The organism is Qipengyuania gaetbuli, assembly GCF_009827315.1.
GTDB lineage: Bacteria > Pseudomonadota > Alphaproteobacteria > Sphingomonadales > Sphingomonadaceae > Qipengyuania > Qipengyuania gaetbuli.
The window spans coordinates 1,763,238-1,781,902 of sequence record NZ_WTYF01000004.1; the positions used below are offsets into that span (position 1 = coordinate 1,763,238).

At 65.2% G+C, this 18,665-nt stretch carries 24 protein-coding genes; 7 read left to right on the plus strand and 17 right to left on the minus strand.

All coding sequences use genetic code 11. From position 1 onward, the window contains the following. Window positions 1-43 precede the first annotated feature (43 nt). Both GRI42_RS14165 and GRI42_RS11090 read right to left on the minus strand, forming a co-directional pair. The gene (locus tag GRI42_RS14165; RefSeq protein ID WP_160608547.1) at window positions 44-835 is read right to left on the minus strand and encodes a helix-turn-helix domain-containing protein; all 792 of its coding nucleotides are present in this window, start codon (window positions 833-835) and stop codon (window positions 44-46) included. 220 nt (window positions 836-1,055) lie between these two features. Beyond that, a complete protein-coding gene (locus tag GRI42_RS11090; protein WP_160608548.1) occupies window positions 1,056-1,937 on the minus strand; it encodes a LysR family transcriptional regulator in 882 nt (293 codons plus the stop codon). 348 nt (window positions 1,938-2,285) lie between these two features. Between GRI42_RS11090 and GRI42_RS11095 the strand changes: the two genes are divergently transcribed. Beyond that, window positions 2,286-2,936 (plus strand): hypothetical protein, encoded by a 651-nt coding sequence (locus tag GRI42_RS11095; protein WP_160608549.1) that lies wholly within the window; start codon window positions 2,286-2,288, stop codon window positions 2,934-2,936. A gap of 34 nt (window positions 2,937-2,970) precedes the next feature. Here GRI42_RS11095 and GRI42_RS11100 read toward each other — a convergent pair whose 3' ends face one another. Further along, window positions 2,971-3,426, minus strand: coding sequence for a nucleoside deaminase (locus GRI42_RS11100; RefSeq protein WP_160608550.1), 456 nt, complete (start codon window positions 3,424-3,426; stop codon window positions 2,971-2,973). Window positions 3,427-3,582: 156 nt separating this feature from the next. On the opposite strand from GRI42_RS11100, the gene rpmB reads away from it, so the two are divergent. Further along, a complete protein-coding gene (gene rpmB, locus GRI42_RS11105; RefSeq protein WP_160608551.1) occupies window positions 3,583-3,873 on the plus strand; it encodes a 50S ribosomal protein L28 in 291 nt (96 codons plus the stop codon). Between the two features lie 46 nt (window positions 3,874-3,919). Here the strand turns inward: rpmB and GRI42_RS11110 are convergent, their stop codons facing one another. From GRI42_RS11110 to xseA, 4 genes are read right to left on the minus strand one after another with little or no spacing between them, the layout of a single operon-like run. Next, window positions 3,920-4,897 carry an esterase-like activity of phytase family protein gene (locus GRI42_RS11110; RefSeq protein WP_160608552.1) on the minus strand — a complete coding sequence of 326 codons (978 nt, stop codon included), beginning with the start codon at window positions 4,895-4,897 and terminating at the stop codon, window positions 3,920-3,922. A 35-nt stretch (window positions 4,898-4,932) separates the two neighbouring features. Beyond that, window positions 4,933-5,808 (minus strand): M23 family metallopeptidase, encoded by an 876-nt coding sequence (locus GRI42_RS11115; RefSeq protein ID WP_160608553.1) that lies wholly within the window; start codon window positions 5,806-5,808, stop codon window positions 4,933-4,935. Beyond that, window positions 5,805-6,014 carry a DUF2093 domain-containing protein gene (locus GRI42_RS11120; protein ID WP_160608554.1) on the minus strand — a complete coding sequence of 70 codons (210 nt, stop codon included), beginning with the start codon at window positions 6,012-6,014 and terminating at the stop codon, window positions 5,805-5,807. The genes GRI42_RS11115 and GRI42_RS11120 overlap by 4 nt, the downstream gene beginning before the upstream one ends. Before the next feature lie 24 nt (window positions 6,015-6,038). Further along, window positions 6,039-7,505 carry an exodeoxyribonuclease VII large subunit gene (gene xseA / locus GRI42_RS11125; RefSeq protein ID WP_160608555.1) on the minus strand — a complete coding sequence of 489 codons (1,467 nt, stop codon included), beginning with the start codon at window positions 7,503-7,505 and terminating at the stop codon, window positions 6,039-6,041. Here xseA and purD point away from each other — a divergent pair. After that, complete coding sequence (purD, locus tag GRI42_RS11130) at window positions 7,504-8,781, plus strand: phosphoribosylamine--glycine ligase (RefSeq protein ID WP_160608556.1); 1,278 nt, start codon at window positions 7,504-7,506, stop codon at window positions 8,779-8,781. The genes xseA and purD overlap by 2 nt on opposite strands. 62 nt (window positions 8,782-8,843) lie before the next feature. Continuing rightward, on the plus strand, window positions 8,844-9,236 hold the full coding sequence (locus GRI42_RS11135; RefSeq protein WP_160608557.1) for a cytochrome c family protein: 393 nt from the start codon (window positions 8,844-8,846) through the stop codon (window positions 9,234-9,236). Between the two features lie 7 nt (window positions 9,237-9,243). Here the strand turns inward: GRI42_RS11135 and GRI42_RS11140 are convergent, their stop codons facing one another. After that, window positions 9,244-10,239: an adenosine kinase gene (locus tag GRI42_RS11140; protein ID WP_160608558.1), complete on the minus strand. Its 996-nt coding sequence runs from the start codon at window positions 10,237-10,239 to the stop codon at window positions 9,244-9,246. A 116-nt stretch (window positions 10,240-10,355) separates the two neighbouring features. Here GRI42_RS11140 and GRI42_RS11145 point away from each other — a divergent pair, with 116 nt between their 5' ends. From GRI42_RS11145 to GRI42_RS11155, 3 genes are all read left to right on the plus strand, one after another. Continuing rightward, on the plus strand, window positions 10,356-11,054 hold the full coding sequence (locus tag GRI42_RS11145; protein WP_160608559.1) for an EI24 domain-containing protein: 699 nt from the start codon (window positions 10,356-10,358) through the stop codon (window positions 11,052-11,054). Next, window positions 11,047-11,478, plus strand: a complete 432-nt coding sequence (locus GRI42_RS11150) for a hypothetical protein (RefSeq protein ID WP_160608560.1) — start codon at window positions 11,047-11,049, stop codon at window positions 11,476-11,478. Before GRI42_RS11145 ends, GRI42_RS11150 begins: the two co-directional genes overlap by 8 nt. Before the next feature lie 61 nt (window positions 11,479-11,539). Further along, window positions 11,540-12,469: a hypothetical protein gene (locus tag GRI42_RS11155; protein WP_160608561.1), complete on the plus strand. Its 930-nt coding sequence runs from the start codon at window positions 11,540-11,542 to the stop codon at window positions 12,467-12,469. Window position 12,470: 1 nt separating this feature from the next. Here the strand turns inward: GRI42_RS11155 and GRI42_RS14090 are convergent, their stop codons facing one another. The 9 genes from GRI42_RS14090 to GRI42_RS11200 all read right to left on the minus strand — a co-directional run bounded on the left by GRI42_RS14090 (window position 12,471) and on the right by GRI42_RS11200 (window position 18,644). Next, window positions 12,471-12,596: a hypothetical protein gene (locus GRI42_RS14090; RefSeq protein ID WP_267904391.1), complete on the minus strand. Its 126-nt coding sequence runs from the start codon at window positions 12,594-12,596 to the stop codon at window positions 12,471-12,473. A 68-nt stretch (window positions 12,597-12,664) separates the two neighbouring features. After that, window positions 12,665-13,024: a HesB/IscA family protein gene (locus GRI42_RS11165; RefSeq protein WP_160608563.1), complete on the minus strand. Its 360-nt coding sequence runs from the start codon at window positions 13,022-13,024 to the stop codon at window positions 12,665-12,667. After that, on the minus strand, window positions 13,024-13,527 hold the full coding sequence (locus GRI42_RS11170; RefSeq protein ID WP_160608564.1) for an SUF system Fe-S cluster assembly protein: 504 nt from the start codon (window positions 13,525-13,527) through the stop codon (window positions 13,024-13,026). Before GRI42_RS11170 ends, GRI42_RS11165 begins: the two co-directional genes overlap by 1 nt. After that, window positions 13,524-14,741, minus strand: coding sequence for an aminotransferase class V-fold PLP-dependent enzyme (locus tag GRI42_RS11175; protein WP_160608565.1), 1,218 nt, complete (start codon window positions 14,739-14,741; stop codon window positions 13,524-13,526). Before GRI42_RS11175 ends, GRI42_RS11170 begins: the two co-directional genes overlap by 4 nt. Next, window positions 14,738-15,499 carry a SufD family Fe-S cluster assembly protein gene (locus GRI42_RS11180; RefSeq protein ID WP_160608566.1) on the minus strand — a complete coding sequence of 254 codons (762 nt, stop codon included), beginning with the start codon at window positions 15,497-15,499 and terminating at the stop codon, window positions 14,738-14,740. Before GRI42_RS11180 ends, GRI42_RS11175 begins: the two co-directional genes overlap by 4 nt. Further along, window positions 15,496-16,248: a Fe-S cluster assembly ATPase SufC gene (sufC, locus tag GRI42_RS11185; protein ID WP_160608567.1), complete on the minus strand. Its 753-nt coding sequence runs from the start codon at window positions 16,246-16,248 to the stop codon at window positions 15,496-15,498. The genes GRI42_RS11180 and sufC overlap by 4 nt, the downstream gene beginning before the upstream one ends. Continuing rightward, on the minus strand, window positions 16,235-16,759 hold the full coding sequence (locus GRI42_RS11190; protein ID WP_160608568.1) for an endonuclease domain-containing protein: 525 nt from the start codon (window positions 16,757-16,759) through the stop codon (window positions 16,235-16,237). The genes sufC and GRI42_RS11190 overlap by 14 nt, the downstream gene beginning before the upstream one ends. Further along, window positions 16,756-18,237, minus strand: coding sequence for a Fe-S cluster assembly protein SufB (gene sufB, locus GRI42_RS11195; RefSeq protein WP_160608569.1), 1,482 nt, complete (start codon window positions 18,235-18,237; stop codon window positions 16,756-16,758). Before sufB ends, GRI42_RS11190 begins: the two co-directional genes overlap by 4 nt. Next, complete coding sequence (locus GRI42_RS11200) at window positions 18,234-18,644, minus strand: SUF system Fe-S cluster assembly regulator (protein WP_160608570.1); 411 nt, start codon at window positions 18,642-18,644, stop codon at window positions 18,234-18,236. Before GRI42_RS11200 ends, sufB begins: the two co-directional genes overlap by 4 nt. Between the last annotated feature and the right edge of the window lie 21 nt (window positions 18,645-18,665).

The window sequence follows — 18,665 nt, forward strand, 5'->3', positions numbered from 1 at the left end:
GGGTGCATAGCAGCCTAGCTTCCGCGTCCATGACCGGGAAATATCAAGTAACCTCGCCCGGCGGCTGAAGAACCTGCATGGGCTTTCCCGCGATCGCTGTCCGGGCCTTGGCTGCAGCCCACAAGACCGGGTGCGGCGCTGCCGCGAACGCGCTCGGTGTCGTATCCATGAACCGGCGGAAGTCGCGGATGAAATGAGGCTGGTCGACATATTGGGAATCGAGTGTGTCGATCCACGAAAGAGAGGGGTCGAGCATGAATTGGCTGAGGCTGCGCAGGAAACGCTGGCGGCGCAACAGCAGGCTGGGGCTGAACCCGAAGGCCGATAAGGACAGTCGCTCGAGCGCCCGCACGCCAATGCCCGCCCGTGCGGCAAAGTCTTTTACCGACGCCACCTGGGGATCGAGCAAGGCGCAATGGACGTTGAATATCGCGTCTTCCCTGGTGCCCGGCTGAGCCAGCATCCTGAGCAAATATTTGTCAATCTGCGCGGTTACCTCGGAAAATTTCGGCGCGCCTCTCTCGCAAGATAGCAGGGGTGCAAACTTGGCGAGAGGGCTGTCGCGGTCGAGGATCTCCCAGTGATCTGCGAACTCGCATGCGCGGATTCCCACGAATCTAGCCCAGCCCAGAGGCAGGATGCTGATTGTCCAATAGCGGCCCGGTTCAAGCGAAAAGCGTGTCGCATGACTGGTAGGCCCTATCGCGCAAATCGGATTGCAGACCCGAAGGGGACCGATGCCGGTGCAGGCAGCCATATCTCCCCCGACCGTCATGCGAATGTTGGGCCATTCGGGGTAGACCTGGTCGAAGACCGTGGGCGTCTTCTTGTCCACAACGGTCAAGGAATAGGTGGAGACGTAAGGGCGCAATCGCTCGGCGGGCAAAGCGTAGCGAACGGTGACGCCCTGATTTCCGCTGTTCCACCTATCGAAGATTACGGGATTCCCTGTCTGCGGCCTTCTTGTTGTGAACGTTTACATGAGAGGATGTCCTAGCGGCAATAGATGATTAGCCGGCGATCCAGCTGACGGGGTCGTGGTGCAATATCGAGCCCTAAAGTGCCTTCATACAGTCGATGAAGTGGTTCAACGCGGGCTCCAGGCCAGCGTTATCGTGAATTGCGGCACTGATCGCGAAACGGAAATCGGCGGGAAGGGGAATGGCCGAGAGCTCTCCTCGAGCTACGAGGCCTTCGGCGAGGCTCCCTGGAAGCACAGTCAACAGGTCACTCTGTTTCACAAGCTCTATACAAGCTGTCTGGTTCGCAAGGCGGTACCGGGGCGCAGCTTCGTTCTTCAGGAAAGTGCGCAATTTCGCCGGCAGGAAGTCTTCGAACGTCCGGCTCACCGGCAGCGCCCAGTCATAATGAAGCAGAAGATCGCCTAGCGAGTTGTTTCGTAAATCAGAGGAAAATTCAGGTCGATAGACAATGAGATACGGCTCATCGACCACCTTGGTCAGCCGCATCTGGCTCTTGTGAGGCATCACGGCGAAGCTGGTGTCGTGATAAACAAGGATATCGGTCCGGCGCTGAAGCAGTTCATCTGCGGCCAAATGCGCCTGCATCGTCGCAACGTTGATCCTGGCCTCTGGATACCGGCGCGCGAACTTCAGAATGGCAGGATGGATGTAACCTTCGATCGCACCCGCCCCGCTCAAAATATTTATCTCGATTTGTTCCGTCGCAACGGACCTCCGCACATTCGCCGCGAAGGCCAGGAGCTCGACTGCTTGCGGATAGAGTTTCTTGGCGGCTTCCGTGGGAATCACGCTGCGTGTGGTCCGATTGAATAGCTGAGCCTCCCAACCATCCTCCAGCGCCTTGATGCTCTTCGTTATCGCAGAATGCGTCAGCCTCAATTCTCGAGCGGCAGCCGAAAAGCTCGATAGCCGATAAACGGCTTCGAAATGCCGCAGAAGACGCATCTCATCCATATGTTCGCGCAGGTAACAAGTGCGGGCATTTTATTCAATATTATTCCAGAGGCCCTCCGAGTATGGCCGCGTGGAAGGGTTTCAACTGAGCCTTTCGGGTACGCACCCAGGCCGCCGGGCTACGGATCTCCGAGCCCGGCGGCCTTACACTTCGCAGGGTCCGCCGAGACCTCGGCTGTTCCTCCGACAGCGGGTCGCTTGCAGACAGTTCGGTCATTGCTGCCCCTCAGAACCCACCCGGCAGACAGCACGGACAGGAAATACCCCCACCCACCCTAATTCGTTGACATATAATGACTTTCGCACTTCGTGTTATATGCATCTAAAACACCAATACAGGGTATCTCGATGGCATATTGGCAAGGTCTTGTGACAGGCGCCGCACTGGTCGGCATGGCGGTCACGCTGGTCGCGGCAGCGCGTCCCGGCACGATGAAGACGCTCGACGTCGAGCGGATCAACATTCGCGAGCCCGACGGGACGTTGCGCATGGTCATTTCCGGCCGCGACCGTTTCCCCGGCGCCTTTCACAAGGGCCAGGAAATCGACCGCCCCGACCGCCGCTTTCCTGCGGGCATGCTGTTCCTCAACGACGAGGGAACCGAGAACGGCGGATTGATCTGGGCGGGCAAGTCCGAAAGCGGCAAGACCAATGCCGGGGCCAGCCTGACCTTCGACCGCTATGAAAACGATCAGACGCTGCAACTGCTGCAGACCGACAATGGCGAGCGTGACATGGCCGCGGTGATCATCTCCGACCGCCCCGGCGAATCGATGTTCGAGAGCAAGGACGGCAAGGCGGCCGTACGCGAAGGAAGCGCCGGCGGCGCGCCGCGGCTATTCCTCGGCAAGTCGCGCGACCGCGCGTCGGTGCTGATGCTGCAGGACGGCTCGGGCCTGCCACGGATGATGCTGCGCGTCGAAAAGGACGGGACCAGCGCCATCGACTTCCTCGACGACAAGGGTGCGGTCATCCGCTCGATCGGGCCCGACGCCTGAACCGCCACTTCGGGAGCGGCGCGAGGTGCGAGGCCTAGCGCCGCTCCCTGAAGAACCCGCGCAGCAATTCCGCCGCACGAGCCTCGCCCATGCCGGAATAGACCTCGGGCTTGTGCAAGCATTGCTCCTGCTCGAACACGCGCGCGCCGTGTTCGACCGCGCCCCCCTTGGGATCGCTGGCGGCATAGTAGAGTTTGGCGATGCGGGCATGGACGATAGCGCCAGCACACATCGCGCAGGGCTCCAGCGTTACCCAGAGTTCGCAATCCGTGAGCCGTTCGTCCCCCAGCGCCTCTGCCGCGCCGCGAATCGCCAAAATTTCCGCATGGGCGGTCGGATCGTGCGTTTCGCGCGGGGCATTGTGCGCCTCGGCAATAATCGCCCCGCCGCGTGTCACGACCGCGCCGACCGGCACCTCGCCCGCACCGGCAGAGGCCTCGGCCAGTTCGAGCGCGCGCTGCATGGGTTGCGGGAGGGTCCACGAGGTCATAATGCGGCCTCGCTAGCCCCCGGCTCCGCCTCGCGCAACGTGCTTGACGATTCGGCTACCCGCCGCTATGCGCGCCGCTTTCCGGGATTAATGAGCCCCCGCCCCGCTCACCGCGGCCAAGGGAACTCGCCCAGCCATTCGAACGAGAGACGTATCATGTCGCGCATTTGCGAACTCACCGGCAAGGGCCGCCAGGTCGGCCACAATGTGAGCCACGCCAACAACAAGACCAAGAAGGTCTTCCTGCCGAACCTGCAGAACGTCACGCTGATGAGCGAGAAGCTGGACCGCAGCTTCAAGTTCCGCGTTTCGACCCAGGGCCTGCGCTCGGTCGAGCACAACGGCGGCCTCGACAACTGGTTGCTCAAGACCAATGACGAGAAGCTGTCGGCGCGTGCACTCAAGGTGAAGCGCGAACTGAAGAAGGCTGCCGTCGAAGCCGCCTGAGGCTTCGCGCACTTCTCCTTTACGACTTAAGCAAGGGCGCGCGGGGTCACCTGCGCGCCTTTTGCCGTGCCTGCCATACGAACTTGAGCACCAGCGTGCGCTGGTAGCTCATGAAATTGTCGTCGGACACCAGCCAGACCGCCAGATCCCCCCCTTCCCTGGTCACAGCAATCGCTTCGAAATTGTCAGCTGGTACGGGCGAGACAAGGGCTGCGACCATCTGCACGGTTACCGGCTTGCCGCTGCCGAGCGCGGCGATGTCGATCATTCCGATGGCAGTACCGAACCGAGGCGGGAAACCGAATTCCAGCGAGCGCAGCAGCACCAGCACGCGGCCCTCGTCCAGCGCTGTCGCATCGACCGGGCGGTAGCCCTCGGGCGCGTCAAGTGTGAAGGGCTCGGATGAAACATCGCGCACCGGGTCGCCGGAGAACAGCACGCCGCGGTGATTCGTGCTTCCCCAGCGCTGCGATCGTTCTTCGATGGCGATGAAACGTCCGTTCGGCAGGCGGGCGAAGGCTTCAGGTCCCGAGTTCACCCCCCAGTCTCGCATCTCGGGCGGCTTGCGCGTGGCTTCTATCTGCATGGCCTGATCGAAGCGGACGATCCGGTTGCTGCTTTCATAAGCGCCCCAGACGTCCCCTGTATCGGGATCACGGGTCAGTGCCTCGAGGTCGAGATCGACTTTCCCATCCCCGCGGCGCTGCGCCAGCACCGTCAGTCCGCCGATCTCCCCGGCACGGTCGGGCCTGCCAATGGTAAAGAGGCGCCCGGCATCGCTGCCGAGACGCATCTGCCCGTCAGGCAAGATCACCATGGCCGAGAAGCCGCCGAAGTCGCGGTGCCTCCCGACGATCTCCCACGCCCCCGCCAGTTCCAGCGGGCCAATGGTGGCAGGTGCGAATTCGATGGGGGCAAAGCGCGCGTAGGGACTGCCGACGGGCGGAGGGGGGCTGCGCATGAAGGTGCTGGGCGCCAGCGAGAGCGCAACCAGGATTGCGAGGACGAGCCGGCGTGGACGCATGCGGGGCGCTTAGCGGCAGCCGATGGGCGTGGCTATCACTCTCCCGACATCGATGGCAGGAAAAGCAGCGGGTCGAGCCGGGCATCGCGCCACTTGAGGCTCCAGTGCAAATGCGGTCCCGTTGCACGGCCCGATGCGCCGATGCGGCCGAGCGGCTGGCCCTGTTCCACCCTGTCGCCTTCCTTCACGAACAGTTCGGAGGAATGGAGGAAGGCGCTGTTCAGACCCTGGCCGTGATCGATGATCAGCAGATTGCCCTCAAGGCTAAAGCCGCGCACCGACAGCACCACCGTCCCGGCAGCGGGAGCGACATAGGTCGTGCCATCGCCACCCGCGATATCGAGGCCGGAATGATAACTGCCGGGCTGGCCCTGGTAGATCCGCTGCGACCCGAAACGGCCGGAGATGCGGCCCCTTGCCGGCCAGATGAAATCCTGTCGCCAGCCTTCGCTTTGCGTATCCTTCTCGCGCGCTGCCCAGATCGCTTCGAGCTCTGGCCTGCGACGTTCCATGAACGCCTCGGAGGACCTGCCGGGACGCAGGGGCGCGTTGACGCGCTCGATGTTCCAGTCGCGGGGCTTTACCGAGAGATCGCGCGCGACGACCTGCCCGTCCTGCCGCGTTGCGCTGAGGCGGAGCGATCCGTCTTGGTCGCGGTCGAAGGCGGCGAAGAAATTGCCGCTCTCGTCGAAGGCAAGCGGGGTCGAACCCAGTGCCGCAGCCACCGTGCCTGCGGGCAGGCGGCCGCGGATCCAGCCACCCTGCTCCAGCTCGCCGCGAATGGCGAAATCGGCGGCCACGGGCTGGGCGAGCGGGGCTGCATCGGAAGGCTGCGCAGGGGCGGGTTCGGCCTGCGCGGCAGAGGCTATTGCAAGGAGAGTGAGGAGCGGTGCGACCCTTGCGAGGTTCACGGCTTCAGCCGCTCGGTCGCCAGCTGCGGCGTCGCATAGGCTTCCTGGTATTCGACCGACCAGTAGCGCAGTTCCTCCAACGCGATCGGTACTCCCGATGCCGCGCAGAAGACGTGCTGGCCGGCGCGCAGGACGCGGAAACCGTTGGGGCCGTACTGCAGCTTTGCCTCGCCCGAAGACGGGCCCGAATTCTTGTTCATCAACATGGACGCCATCCTAGCATTTCGCGCTTAACCGAACAAATCATCCTGTTCAGGCGTCGTTCCCTTGGCGCGGGGCTTCGGCGCAGGCTTGCGCGGCGGCGGCGAAGGAGCAGTATCGCCCGGCACGACGGCGAGGTCGCCGTCCCGGAACTTGAGCGTGAGCGCGGCTTCGCTTGCCGCCGAATCGCGGCTCGTCACGGTCTGGCCGCCCGCGCCCGTCACGCGGACATAACCGCGTTCGAGCGGGCGGTCCGGGTGCAATTGCTCGGCCAGGCGCGCGATTGCGGCAAGCTTCTCGCGTCGATCGGCCAGCGGGCGCTCGACCAGCGAGGGCACGAGCCGGATGTTGCCGAGCGCCTTGCGGCCATCGCGCAGATTGCGCTCCAGCATGGCAGGCGAAAGGCGCAACTGTGCCAGCCGTTCGCGCCCGCGTGCCGCGCGGTCGGTGAGGCCGCGCCGCAGCCGCTCGGTCATCTCGTCGAGCGCCAGCGCGCTCGGTTGCAGGATCGCCTCGGCCCCCGGCAGCCGCTGCACGCGCGCTTCCAGCCGTTCGCGGCCCAGCTGCACCGGTCGCAGGATCGCCCGCTGGTTGCGCGCTGCGAAGTCTCGCAAGGTCGCGGCCAGTTCCGCGCGCACTGGCACGGCAATCTCTGCCGCCGCAGTAGGCGTCGGCGCGCGGCGGTCGGCGGCGAAATCGGCCAGCGTAGTGTCGGTTTCGTGCCCGACCGCGCTGATGGTGGGGATCGAGCAATCCGCAATCGCGCGGACCACGACTTCCTCGTTGAAGCTCCACAAGTCCTCGATCGAGCCGCCGCCGCGCGCCACGATGACGAGGTCGGGGCGGTCGGGATGGCCTTCTGGCAGGCCGGAAAAGCCGCGCACCGCGCCGGCCACCTGTTCGGCCGCGCCCTGCCCCTGCACCAGCACCGGCCACACGATCACCCTGCTGGGGAAACGGTCGGCGAGGCGATGGAGGATGTCGCGAATCACCGCGCCGGTAGGCGAAGTGACCACGCCGATCGTACGCGGCAGGAAGGGTAACGGCCGCTTGCGCGCCTCGTCGAACAGCCCTTCTGCAGCGAGTCGCGCCTTGGTCTTTTCCAGCAGGGCCAGCAGCGCGCCTTCGCCTGCCAGTTCCATCCGCTCGATCACGATCTGGTACTTGGAGCGCCCGGGGTAGGTCGTCAGCTTGCCGCTGGCGACGACTTCCAGCCCGTCTTCGGGGCGGAAGGGCAGCCGGTCGACCTGCCCGCGCCACATCACCCCGTCGAGCACCGCCTTCTCGTCCTTCAGCGCGCAGTAGAGATGCCCGCTGGCCGCACGCTTCACGCCCGACAGCTCGCCGCGCAGGCGCACGAAGCCGAAGCGGTCCTCCACCGTGCGCTTCAGCAGGTTGGAGATTTCGCTGATGGAGAGCGGGGCGGCATTGTCGCCTGCGCGCCCCTTCGCTACCAAGCCTTCATCTTCGGAATCTGACGGGAAATCGGCGGGCATGAATATCCTTTTGCTGGGCAGCGGCGGCCGCGAACATGCGCTTGCGTGGAAACTGGCGCAATCGCCGGCCTGCGACAAGCTGTGGGCGAGCCCGGGCAATCCCGGAATGGCCGAATGTGCCGAATGCATCGACCTCGATGTTGCCGACCATGCGGCAGTCGAACGCTTCTGCCGCGACAATGGCGTCGGGCTGGTCGTGATTGGACCCGAAGCGCCGCTGGTCGACGGCCTTGCCGACAGCCTGCGCGCCGCCGGCATCCCTGCATTCGGCCCGTCGAAGGCTGCTGCACAGCTGGAAGGATCGAAGGCCTTCACCAAGGAGCTGTGCGAGCGGGCCAATATCCCCACTGCACGCTTCGTGCGCTGCACCTCGCTCGAAGCGGCCTGGGGCGCGCTCAAGAAGTTCGACCCGCCCTTTGTCCTCAAGGCCGACGGGCTTGCGGCGGGCAAGGGCGTGGTCATCGCCGAGACGCGGGAGGACGCGCAGCACGCGCTGTCCGACATGTTCGAAGGCAAGTTCGGCAGCGCGGGCAGCGAAGTCGTGATCGAGCAGTTCCTCACCGGCGAGGAAGCGAGCTTCTTCGCGCTCACCGATGGCCAGACCATCGTTCCTTTCGGCAGCGCGCAGGACCACAAGCGCGTGGGCGAAGGCGACACCGGCCCCAATACCGGTGGCATGGGCGCCTATTCGCCCGCCCCCGTCCTCACCCAGGCGCTGCAGGACCAGGTGATGCGCGAAATCGTCGGCCCGACCGTGCAGACCATGCGCGAGGAAGGGCATCCCTATTCGGGCGTGCTCTACGCCGGCCTCATGCTGACGAAGGACGGGCCGCAACTGATCGAATACAACGTCCGCTTCGGCGATCCGGAATGCCAGGTGCTGATGATGCGGCTGGAAAGCGACCTCGTCGAAATCATGCTCGCCTGCGCCGAAGGCCGGCTGGGCGAGATCGCGACGCCGAAGCTGTCGGACGATTTCGCCCTCACCGTGGTCATGGCCGCAGAAGGCTATCCCGACACGCCGAAGAAGGGCGGAGCGATCCGCATCGGCGAGGCGGAGGCGGGCGGCGCCAAGGTCTTCCACGCAGGTACGAAGCTGGACGGCGGCCAGCTGGTCGCAAACGGCGGGCGTGTGCTCAACGTGACGGCGCGCGGCGCCAGCGCGACCGAGGCGCAGCGCAATGCCTATGCTGCAGTCGACACTGTCGATTTCCCGGAAGGGTTCTGCCGCCGCGATATCGGCCAACGCGAGGTCCGCCGTGAACGGTTGGGATAAGCGGGAGGGTGCTGCCGCCTTTCCCCTTGCCAGAGCGGGCCGGACGACGGCACAATCCCCCCATGACAAGAACCGGATCGCCGCTGCGCTTCGCCCTTCCCGCCATCGCCCTGGCCGGGCTCGCCGCCTGCCAGACGGCCTACGGGGAGGAGGAAACCGCGATCGCCATGCCAACGGATGTCGCGCACGACAATCCGCTGGCCTTTGCGCAAGGTGCGTGCGGCGGGTGCCATGCGGTGGAAAAGCCGTGGCTGTCGCCCAATCCGGCTTCGCCGACCTTTGCCGATATCGCCAACCGGGAAGGCGTGACCGAGGACACGCTGCAGGCCTACCTCACCGACGCGCACAATTACCCGATGGTGATGGATTTCGACCTCGACCCCGAACAGGCCAAGGAACTGGCGCATTACATCCTGACCCTGCGCGACCCGGAATACCGCAAGCCGGTATCCTGAGCGCCGGTCAGCCGAGTTTTTCGGCAACCAGCGCCTTGAGGTCCTTTTCGCTGCGCGCACCGATGTGGCTGATGATCTCGGCTGCACAGATGGCGCCCATGCGCAGGCACCGCTCGAGGCTTTCGCCACGCGCATGGCCGGTCAGGAAGCCGGCAGCGAAGAGATCGCCCGCGCCGGTCGTGTCGACCACCTTGTCGATCGGCTCCGCCTCGATATCGACGCGCTCGCCATAGGCGATGCCGACCGCGCCCTTGGCGCTGCGCGTGGCGACGAGAACGGGCACCTTGCCTTCGACCTTGGCGAGGCCGGCTTCGAAATCGGCTTCGTCGGTCAGCGTCGCAAGCTCGTGCTCGTTGACGAAGAGGATGTCGATCAGCCCCTCGTCGATCATCTGGCGGAAATCGTCGCCGTGACGGTCGATCACGAAGCTTTCCGACGCGGTGAAGGCAACCTTGCGGCCCGCGGCGCGGGCGACTTCCATGGCCCGGCGCATGGCGCTGCGCGGCTCTTCGGGATCCCAGAGATAGCCTTCGAGATAGAGAATGCCGGCGCTGGCGATCAGCTCGTCGTCGAGCGCGGCCGGCGGCAGGAACTGGCTTGCGCCCAGGAAGGTGTTCATCGTGCGCTCGCCATCGGGCGTCACGAAGATGAGGCAGCGCGCGGTCGGCGGGTCGCCGGCGCGGGGCGCGGTGTCGAAATCGATGCCGACGGCGCGGATGTCGTGGCTGAAGATCTCGCCCAGCTGGTCGGCCGCGACCTGGCCGATGAAGGCGCACTGCGCGCCCAGCGAGGACATGCCGGCCAGCGTATTGGCCGCCGAACCGCCCGAAATCTCGGTCGCGCGGCCCATGGCGTCGTAAAGTTCCTTCGCCCGCTCGGTGTCGACCAGGGTCATCCCGCCCTTGGCGAGGCCCAGCTCCTCGATAAGATCGTCTGCGCAGGGGGCCATCACATCGACAATGGCATTGCCGATGGCGAGGACGTCGTAACGGGGCTGGGACATGGGTACTCCGGGAAGGTCAGGTAACGAGTTGTCGGGCGCGGTTAGCGGTTCGTCGGGCCTAGGCCAAGGGCAACATTGACTTGCCGCGGCGGGGCGCGCATTCCCCGCCCCCTGTCATGGTTTCGCTACCCCGCGCCCTTGCCCTGTCGCTGAGCCAGTTGAGCGATCCCGCCATTGTGAAAGTGCTCGTAAAAAGCGTGCTGGTCACGCTGGCGATCTTTGCCGTGCTCGGCATCGGCCTGTGGGCCGCACTCGATTCGGCAATCGAGACCTGGCTCGCTACCAACATGCCCGAAGACTACAGCGATACCCTTGCGGCCGTCGCCGCGCTGACCATCGGACTTGTCGCTGGCTGGCTGCTGTTCCGCATCGTGGCGCTGTTCGTCCTCCAGTTCTACGCCGACGAAATCGTGCGTGCGGTGGAGGCGCGGCATTATCCGCACGCCGCAAAGGTCGCCGGCCTGCCGTTCCGAGAGGAACTGGGCAACAGCCTGCGCTCGGCCCTTCGCGCCGTGCTGGTGAACCTCGTCGCCCTGCCCTTCGCCATTGCGCTACTCGTCACCGGCATCGGCACCGCGGTCCTGTTCTGGGCGGTCAACGGCTGGTTGCTGGGGCGCGAGCTGCAGGACATGGTTTGGCTGCGCCACCGCAGCGACAAGGCGGAAATCGCCCCGATGAGCGCCGGCCAGAGGCTCCTCCTCGGCGGGACAGTCGCGGGCATCATGCTGGTGCCGTTCGCCAACCTGCTCGCCCCCGTGCTCGGCGCGGCGAGCGCAACCCACATGGTTCACCGCGCAAGAGGCGCCCATGCGTAAAATTGCCCTCGTCGTGCTTGCCTCGGCAACCCTGTCCGCCTGCGTGAGCTCCTCGCCTCCGACCTACTGGCCACCGCAGCAGCAGCGCCCGGCAGCTACGACCCCGCCGCCGCAGACGCAAGTTCGCCCGGCCCCCTCGACCGGTGGGTTCCGGGCGCCGCAGGTGATGAACCTGCCGGGCCTCGAAGGCGTGATCGGCAAGAACGCGACGGCGCTTGCCAACCTGTTCGGCCCGCCGCGCCTCTCGGTGCGCGAAGGCGATGCCTACAAGCTGCAGTTTACCGGCGAGGCCTGCGTGCTCGACGTCTATCTCTACCCGCTCGCCCCCGGGGCAGAGCCGAGCGCGACCTATGTCGCCGCGCGCCGTGCCAGCGATGCGCTGGACGTTGACCGGGCCGCCTGCGTGCGCGCCCTGCGTCGCTAACCTGGTCTTAAGCAAACCGTCCTAGGCTCTCCCGCGCCTGTAATTGTGGGGTAGGACGAGCATGAGCGTGCATTTTTCGGATCTGGCCAAGCGTGTCTCGGCCAATGGCGAGGTTTCGGCGGAGGAAGTCCTCTCGCTGCGACGCGAGGCATGGCCGGACGGGCGCATCTGCCAGAACGAAGCCGAAGCGATCTTCGCGATCAATGCGCAGCTTGGCGAGCGCGGCCCCGAATGGACCGATTTCTTCGTCGAGGCGCTCGGCGAATACGTGGTCAACCAGCGCGCGCCGCGCGGCTATGTCGACCAGGAAAATGCCGACTGGCTGGTGAGCCAGATCGATGCCGACGGGCACCTGTGCTCGATGGCCGAACTCGAATTGCTGCTGCGCGTTTTCGAGCGCGCCCAGAACGTGCCCGCCTCGCTCAAGGATTTCGCGGTCGCCAAGGTGGAGCACGCCGTGCTGCATGGCACCGGCCCGACCCGCTGCGGCGGCGAACTGGAAGCGGGCAACGTCAATGCGGTCGAAGCGAAACTGCTGCGCCGCGCGATCTTCGCGCCTGCGAGCGAACGGCCTGCAGCCGTCGGCCGCAAGGAAGCCGAGATGCTCTTCCGCCTGAAGGACGCGACGCTGGACGGCGACAATGCGCCCGAATGGAAGCAGCTGTTCGTGCAGGGCGTGGCGAATTACCTGCAGGGCCATGCCCATGCCAATGCGCAGATCAGCCGCGAGCGTGCGGAGGAACTGCAGGCCTTCATGCACGACACCTCGCATGGCGTCGGCTCGTTCCTGAGCCGGATGGCGAAGGCTTCGCCCAATGCGTTCGGCAAGGTGTTCGGCCGCAAGGCAAGCGGTGCCTCCGCCGCAGAAGCCGCCGCCGATGCGCACGGCGTGACGGATGGCGAGAAGGAATGGCTCGACGCGCAGATCGCCGCCGACGGACGGGTGGACGAATTCGAGGAAGCGCTGCTCGCCTTCCTCGCGGAAGGCTAGGTCAGTCGAAAACCAGCGGGGCTTCGGCGCCGCCCTGCTTGGGCAGCGGTCCCTTGGGAGGAATAGCGGGAACGGAAATACCCGATTCGGGCGGTTTCCTGCGCCAGCGCTTTGCAATACGCTCCATGAGCCGGCGTTCCGGCCCGTGGAGGGAGGCAATCAGCCTGGCTATTTCGCGCTCTTCCATGCCTGCCATTATACCATGAAGCTCTCGCCGCAGCCACAAGCCCCCTTGGCGTTGGGGTTTTCGAACACGAAGCCGGCCGAAAAGTCGTCCTCCACCCAGTCCATCGTGCTGCCGATCAGGTACAGCACGCTGGCCCCGTCGATGTAGAACACGCCGCCGGGGGTCTCGATCTTCTCGTCGAATTTCGCTTCCTCGGTGACGTAGTCGACCGAATAGGCAAGGCCCGAACACCCGCGGCGAGGGGTCGACAGCTTCACGCCTATGGCCCCTTCGGGTGCCTTCGACATGAGCTCGGCGATGCGCGCTTCGGCACGCTCGGTCAGGATGACGGCCGCCTTGGGCGCGGGACGGGTGACCTGATCGCCCATCACAGCATCCCCAGTTCGAGACGCGCCTCGTCGGTCATCTTGTCCGGTCCCCACGGCGGGTCCCAGACGAGATTGACCTCGGCATCGCGCACCCCCGGAACGCTGGCGGCGCGCAGTTCGACTTCGCCCGGCATGGTTTCGGCCACGGGGCAGTGCGGCGTGGTCAGTGTCATGGTGACGACCACGTCGGCCTCGTCCGACACCTCGACCCCGTAGATCAGGCCGAGGTCGTAGATGTTCACCGGGATTTCCGGGTCGTAGATTTCCTTCAGCGCGTCGATGACCGCTTCGTAAAGCGCGCCGCCGGGCGATCCGGCAGGCACGCTTTCCGGCTTCTTCTGTAGGAAGCCTTCGAGATAGTCGCGCTTGCGCTCCAGCTTGGCGCCCGCCGTCTCGTCGGGATCGACCGCGTCGGACACGCGCGCACGCGGCGGCTTGCCGACGACCGTGTCGGCAGGCGAGGGTGCGGCGATGAAATCATTCTCGTCAGAAGGCTTGTTCATCCGAAGATCCTCCGGGTCCTTTCGATGCCGCGCATCAGGGCGGCGATGTCGTTTTCGTCACTGTAGAGGCCGAAGCTGGCGCGCGCCGTGGCCGGGACGCCCAGATGCTCCATCAGCGGCTGCGCGCAGTGGTGGCCTGCGCGGATCGCCACGTTTTCCTCGTCCAGTATGGTGCCGAGATCATGCGGATGCACCCCTTCGAGCGCGAAGCTGACGATGCCGGCGCTTTCCTCCGGCCCGAACAGCGTCACGGCATTGGTGCGGCGCAGTTCCTCGCGCAGCTGCGCGGCCAGCGCTGCCTCGTGCGCGAACAGCGCGTCCGGCCCGATCGCATCGACGTAATCGATGGCTGCGTGGAGAGCGATGGCCTCGGTAATCATCGGCGTGCCCGCTTCGAACCGCTGCGGGGGCGGGGCATAGGTCGTACCCTCGAAGCTCACCTTCTCGATCATCGCGCCACCGCCCTGGTAGGGGGGCATGGCATCGAGGATGTCTTCGCGCGCCCAGAGCACGCCGATACCGGTCGGCCCGTAAAGCTTGTGGCCGGAGAAAGCGTAGAAGTCGCAATCGAGCGCGGCCATGTCGAGCGTCATGCGCGGCGCGGCCTGGCACCCGTCGAGCAGGATTTTCGCGCCGACCGAATGGGCAAGGTCTGCAGCCGTGCGCGCGTCGAGCACGCTGCCGAGCACGTTGGAAACATGGGCCAGCGACACCAGCTTGGTCCGCGGGGTCAGCATGGCCTCGAGCGCGCCGAGGTCGATCCGGTGATCCTCTGTCAGCGGGCACACGTCGATCACCGCGCCGGTGCGTTCGGCGACCATCTGCCAGGGCACGATGTTCGAATGGTGTTCGAGCGTGGACAGCACGATGCGGTCGCCCGCCGTAAGGCGGGTCATGCCCCAGCTCGATGCGACGAGATTGATCGCCTCGGTCGCGCCGCGCACGAACACGATCTCGTTTTCGCTACCAGCGCCGATGAACTGTGCAACGCGCCTGCGGGCGGCCTCGTAGGCCAGCGTCATGTGCGCGCTGCGGCCATAGACGCCGCGGTGCACGGTTGCGTAATCGCGGCCCAGCGCGCGGCTCATCGCGTCGATCACTGCCTGCGGTTTCTGCGCTGTCGCCGCCGTGTCGAGATAGTACCACGGCGCGCCCTCGCTCGTCAGCAGGCCGGGAAAATCGGTCTTACGGGAAAGGGTCGCCAATTCGCTCACAGGTGCTTGTCCAGCTTGTCCAGCGCGACCTGCAGCAGGCGCTCGTGCTCCGCCTCGTCGTCCAGCGCCACCAGCGCATCACCGATGAAGGCCTGCACCAGCAGGCGGCGCGACAGGTCGGGCGAAAGGCCGCGCGCGGCCATGTAGAAGCGGGCATTCTCGTCCATCTGGCCGACGCTGGCGCCATGGGCGCATTTCACGTCGTCGGCAAAGATTTCCAGCTGCGGCACGGCATTCACGCTCGCGCCCTTTTCCAGCAGCAGGCCCTTGAAGCTCTGCGCAGCATCGGTCTTCTGCGCGTGGCGCACGACCTCGATATTGCCGAGGAAATTGCCCGTGCCCTGCCCCCAGTGGACGCTGCGCACCACCTGGTTGCTGGTGGCGTTGGGCTGCGCATGGACCACGCGGGTGACGAATTCGCGCACGGTGTCGCGCCCGCCGACGGTGATCCCGCCCATTTCGAAATGCGCGCCTTCGGCGAGCGTCACTTCGACTTCCACGCGGCCGAGATGCGCGCTGGCGATTACGCCGAACAGTTCGTAGCGCGCGCCCTTGCCGATCGACACGCGCAGGCGCGTCAGGCGCGTGCCATCGGCATTGCCGTTCTCGTCCTCGACAACCAGCGTTTCGCGAAGGGTTTCGCCCGGCGCGACGTCGACCGTCCGCCAGTCGTCAAGGTCGATGCCGGCGAGCGCATCCGTGTCGGAATAGCGCCAGGGCTCGTCCCTGCGGGTTGGAAGGGTTGCGGCCTCGCTCATGCCGGCTCTGCCATCACCGCGTCATAGCCTTCGTTCTCGAGGCGCAGGGCAAGCTCGGGTCCGCCGGTCTTCACGATGCGGCCCTTGCTCAGGATCGACACGCGATCCGGCTTCACCACGTCGAGCAGGCGCTGGTAGTGGGTGATCAGCAGCACCGCCTTGTCGGGCGCGCGCATGATCGCGTTGATGCCTTCGCCCACCACGCGCAGCGCGTCGATGTCGAGGCCGCTGTCGGTCTCGTCGAGGACGGCGAAGGCGGGATCGAGAATGCCCATCTGGACCATCTCGGCGCGCTTCTTCTCCCCGCCCGAAAACCCGACGTTCACATTGCGCTTGAGCATGTCCATGTCGAGGCCGAGCAGGCCGGCCTTGTCCTTGGCGAGCTTGAGGAACTCACCGCCCGACAGGACTTCCTCACCACGCGCCTTGCGCTGCGCGTTCAGCGCCTCGCGCAGGAACTGGACGTTCGACACGCCGGGGATTTCGACCGGGTACTGGAAGCCGAGGAAGAGGCCCGCCGCCGCACGCTCGTGCGGTTCAAGGTCCAGCAGATCCTGCCCGCGGAAGGTCACGCTGCCGCCGGTCACTTCATAGCCCGGGCGTCCGCCCAGCACGTAGGACAGGGTCGACTTGCCCGCGCCGTTGGGGCCCATGATCGCGTGGACCTCGCCGGCCGCCACTTCGAGGCTCAGGCCGTTGAGGATGGTCTTGCCGTCGATCTCGGCGGTGAGGTTTTCAATCTTGAGCATTGTCTTTCCTGTTGTGACGCGGACGCGGGGTGCTGCTGCGCTGGTGTTCGCGCCGCGCAGCCTGCTTGTCGGCGATGCGGCTGCGCATGCCGAGCGTGATGCGCTGGAGCACCTCGTCCATGTTTTCGAGAATGTCTTTCGCGGCAATGCGCATCACGCGGATGCCGACCGCCTCGAGGCTCTTGTCGCGGCGTTTGGCGAGCGTCTCGTCTTGCCCCTCTTCGTCGATCATGATCGCCATGCCGAGGTTGTGGCAGTTGAAATCGACGATCGCGCTGCCGACCACGGCGTGCCGCTTGAAAGTGTAGCGGCCCATGTCCGCCTTGGCGAAACGCTCGGCCAGCGCCTTGTGCGCTTCCGACGAATGGCGGCGCATCTCGCGCGCCTGCTCGTGCAACGCATCGAGCCGCTTCTCCGAAATCTCCCACCCGCGGCCCTTCTTCTTGAGGGCCGGAGCGGTGTCGGCAGCTTCCGCGGGATCGCGAAGCTGGAGGGTCTTGCGGTCGGTCATCCAACGCTTCCTTCAAGCGAGATCGCCAGCAGCTTCTGCGCTTCCACGGCGAATTCCATCGGCAGTTCCTTGAGCACGTCCTTGGCGAAGCCGTTGACGATCAGCGCCACCGCCTCTTCCTCGTCCAGCCCGCGCTGCATGGCGTAGAACAGCTGATCGTCGGAAATCTTGCTGGTGGTCGCCTCGTGCTCGATTTGCGCGCTCGGGTTCTTCACCTCAATGTAGGGCACGGTGTGCGCGCCGCACTGGTCGCCCAGCAGCAGGCTGTCGCACTGGGTGAAATTGCGCACGCCATCGGCATTGGCCGCCACCGCCACCCGGCCGCGATAGGTGTTGTTCGACTTGCCTGCCGAAATGCCCTTGGAGATGATGGTTGAACGACTTCCACGGCCGTTGTGGATCATCTTCGTGCCGGTATCGGCCTGCTGGTAATTGTTGGTCACCGCGACCGAGTAGAACTCGCCCACGCTGTCTTCGCCGTTGAGCACGCAGCTGGGATATTTCCACGTCACCGCGCTGCCGGTCTCGACCTGCGTCCAGCTGATCTTGGAGCGCGCGCCCTGGCACAGGCCGCGCTTGGTGACGAAATTGTAGATCCCGCCCTTGCCGTTCTCGTCGCCCGGATACCAGTTCTGGACCGTCGAATACTTGATCTCCGCATCTTCCAGCGCGACCAGTTCTACTACCGCGGCGTGGAGCTGGTTTTCATCGCGCATCGGCGCAGTGCAGCCTTCCAGATAGCTGACGTAGCTGCCTTTTTCGGCGATGATCAGCGTGCGTTCGAACTGGCCGGTATTCTCCGCATTGATGCGGAAATAGGTCGACAGTTCCATGGGGCAGCGCACGCCTTCGGGAATGTAGACGAAGGTGCCGTCCGAAAAGACCGCGCAATTGAGTGTGGCGAAGAAGTTGTCCTTCTGCGGCACGACCTTGCCGAGCCACTTCTTCACCAGCTCCGGATATTCGCGGATCGCCTCGCTGATCGAGAGGAAGATGACGCCGGCCTTCTTCAGCTCCTCGCGGAAGGTCGTGGCGACGGACACGCTGTCGAACACGGCATCGACCGCGACCTTGCGCGCGCCTTCGACCCCGGCGAGCACTTCCTGCTCCGCCACGGGAATGCCGAGCTTGTCGTAGACCGCCTTGATCTCGGGATCGAGCTCGTCGAGCGAGGCGAGCTTTTCCTTCTTCTTGGGCGCGGCGTAGTAATAGGCGTCCTGGTAATCGATCGCCGGATAGCCGAGCTTGGCCCAATCCGGCTCTTCCATGGTCTGCCACAGGCGGAATGCCTTGAGGCGCCATTCGAGCATCCATTCAGGCTCGTTCTTCTTGGCCGAAATGAAGCGCACCGTGTCTTCGGTCAGGCCCTTCTCGGCGAATTCGGTTTCGATGTCCGCCGACCAGCCGTGTTCGTACTCGGCCGCCTTGGCAGCAGCTTCCCTCGCTTCGCGGTCCTGGATGTCTACGTCTTCGCTCACGCGATTTCCTTTTCCTGCGCCAGTTGCACCAGGCTGATATTCGCCAGGGCGCCGCGCAAAGCTTCGTTCACCAGCGGCCAGTGGGGCCGCACACGGCATTCGTGATCGACCGAGCAATCGGTCCCTTCGACACAGGCAGTCAGCGCGATCGGGCCTTCGACCGCCTCGACGATATCGGCGAGGCTGATCGCGGCTGCCGGACGGGCCAGCTGCAAGCCGCCGCCGGCCCCGCGCACCGAGCGCAGCAGGCCTGCGCCGACCAGCTTGCTGACCAGCTTCTGCACCGTCGGGGCAGGCAGGCCGGTTTCAGCCGCGAGTTCGGACGCACTGACCCTGCCCCCGCCGCAATGGCGGGCTGCCTGGCTCATCGTGACGACAGCGTAATCTGCAAGGTTCGAAAGGCGCATGGTCTAAATCGGACGAATCCG